At 76.5% G+C, this 2,054-nt stretch carries 3 protein-coding genes; 1 reads left to right on the plus strand and 2 read right to left on the minus strand.

What is annotated here, in order from left to right; translation table 11 throughout:
- On the plus strand, nucleotides 1-408 hold a 408-nt coding region (locus GTW08_RS22335), incomplete at its 5' end, for a phosphodiester glycosidase family protein (protein ID WP_161152470.1).
- On the opposite strand, the gene GTW08_RS22340 is transcribed toward GTW08_RS22335, so the two are convergent.
- Together GTW08_RS22340 and GTW08_RS22345 are read right to left on the minus strand one after the other, a co-directional pair.
- Nucleotides 366-1,016, minus strand: coding sequence for a TetR/AcrR family transcriptional regulator (locus GTW08_RS22340; protein ID WP_073574450.1), 651 nt, complete (start codon nucleotides 1,014-1,016; stop codon nucleotides 366-368). The two genes, GTW08_RS22335 and GTW08_RS22340, sit on opposite strands and share 43 nt — an antisense overlap.
- A 27-nt stretch (nucleotides 1,017-1,043) precedes the next feature.
- Nucleotides 1,044-2,054 (minus strand): PDR/VanB family oxidoreductase (locus GTW08_RS22345; protein ID WP_161152471.1); only part of this gene is annotated, 1,011 nt, incomplete at its 5' end.

Raw genomic sequence — 2,054 nt, forward strand, 5'->3', positions numbered from 1 at the left:
GCCGCCGCGCTGCGCGGGCTCGCCGTCGGCGACCGTGTCACCGTGCGGCAGGCGCTCACCGCCGCGTCGGGGACCGTGCCGCGGACCGCGGTCGGGGCGTCACCGATCCTGCGCGACGGCACACCCGTCGCCGGGTTGGACGCCCGCTCGCGCGACCCGCGCAGCGCCGCGGGCCTCACCGCGCAGGGACGGCTGATCCTGCTCACCGCCGACGGCCGCGAGTCGACCTCGGTCGGGATCACCCTGGCCGAGACCGCCGAGCAGTTGCGCCGGGCGGGCGCCGTCGACGGCGTCAACCTCGACGGCGGCGGCTCCTCGACGATGGTGTTCCGCGACCAGGTCGTGAACAGCCCGTCCGAGGACGCCTACCGGCTGGTGCCCAACGCGCTCGGCGTCGTGGAGAACTGAGCGTCCGGGTCGCGGGCGACGGTGACCCCGAGCATCGCGAACAGCTGCTCCACCAGCCAGTCCCGCAGCTCGGCGTGGGCGGGCACCCGGCCCGCCTCCAGCCACACCAGCACCGAGCCCTCGACCAGCGCGACCCAGCCGCGCAGGGTCATCAGCTGCAGCGGGGTCGGGTCGGGGACGCCGCCGCGCACGCACAGCAGGTCCACGATGTGGTCGCGCACGCCGTCGACCATGGCGTCGGTCTCCCCGGTGGAGACGACCGAACCGCTGCGCAGCAGCGCGATGTAGGCCCGCGAATGCCGGCCGACGACGTCGAGGAACACGTCCAGCGCGTCGGCCAGCTGCCCGTCCAGCGGGCCCTCGGTGGGCAGCGCGACCCGGTCGATGAGCTCCTCGGCGACGCTGCCCAGCGCCGCGACGTGCAGCTCCTCCATCCCGGAGAAGTACCGGTAGAACAGCGCCCGGGACACGTCCGCGGCCCGGGTGACGTCCTCGACGGCCACCTCCTCCGGCGAGCGGGCGCCGTAGAGGTCGAGCGCGGCGGACACGAGCTGTGCGCGGCGGGCCTCGGGCGTCATACGCCGGGGTGGACGTGCGGGTGAGGTCATCACCGACGAGGGTACGGACCCCACGCCTCAGCGCCCGAGATCGACGACGATCGTCCCGTCCGTGGCCCGCCCGACACACAGCGCGGTCAGACCCGGCCCGGCCGGGTCGCCCACGGTGGTGCCCTCCACGAGCCGGACGTGGCAGGTCCCGCAGAACCCCTGCCGGCACGAGTACGGCACGTCCGGGCGCAGCGCGCGGACCGCGTCCAGCGCGGTGCGGTCGGCGGGGACCGCGACGTCCGGGCCACCGGCGATCCGGACGGTGAACGGGCGGCCGTCGCGGATCGGGGGCGGGGAGAACCGCTCGGAGTGGAACCGCTGCCCTGCGGGGAGCGCCCGGCGCAGCGACTCGATCATCGGCGGCGGGCCGCAGCAGTAGACGGCGGCGTCGGCGTCGGTCCCGGACAGCAGCTCGGCCGCCGACGGGACACCCGCGACGTCGTCGGGGCGGCGCAGGACCCGGTCCGGGGCCAGCACGGCCAGTGCGTCCGACAGTGGCATCGACGCCCGGTCCCGGCCGGTGTGCACCAGCCGCCACGGCACCCCGGCGGCGTGCGCGGCCCGGACCATCGGCGCGATCGGGGTGATCCCGATGCCGCCGGCGACGAACAGGTACGACGGCGCCGTGGCCAGCGGGAAGGCGTTGCGCGGGCCGTGCAGCCGCAGCCGCACCCCGGGGCGCAGGGCGTGCATCTCGTGCGAGCCGGTGCCCCCGGGCACCTTCCGTACCGCGATCCGGTACACCGACCGGTCGTCCGGGTCGCCGCACAGCGAGTACTGGCGCATGACCCCCGAGGGCAGCTCGACGTCGACGTGCGCGCCGGGCCGCCAGCCCGGAAGCGGCTCGGCGCCCGCCGGGACGAGGTCGAGCTCGGCGACGTCGGGGCAGGGACGGCGCACGGCGTGCACCTCGACGAGCAGCGTGCGGTCCACCGGGGTGACCGGGCGGCGGCGCCGGGCACCGGCCGTCGCGAGGGTCTGGGTCAGGGCGGTGAGCACCGACAGCGCGGTGGCCCCGCGGTTCGGGTGCGGCGGCGG

Source organism: Pseudonocardia sp. SID8383, assembly GCF_009864975.1.
In the GTDB taxonomy this organism is placed as follows: Bacteria; Actinomycetota; Actinomycetes; order Mycobacteriales; family Pseudonocardiaceae; genus Pseudonocardia; species Pseudonocardia alni.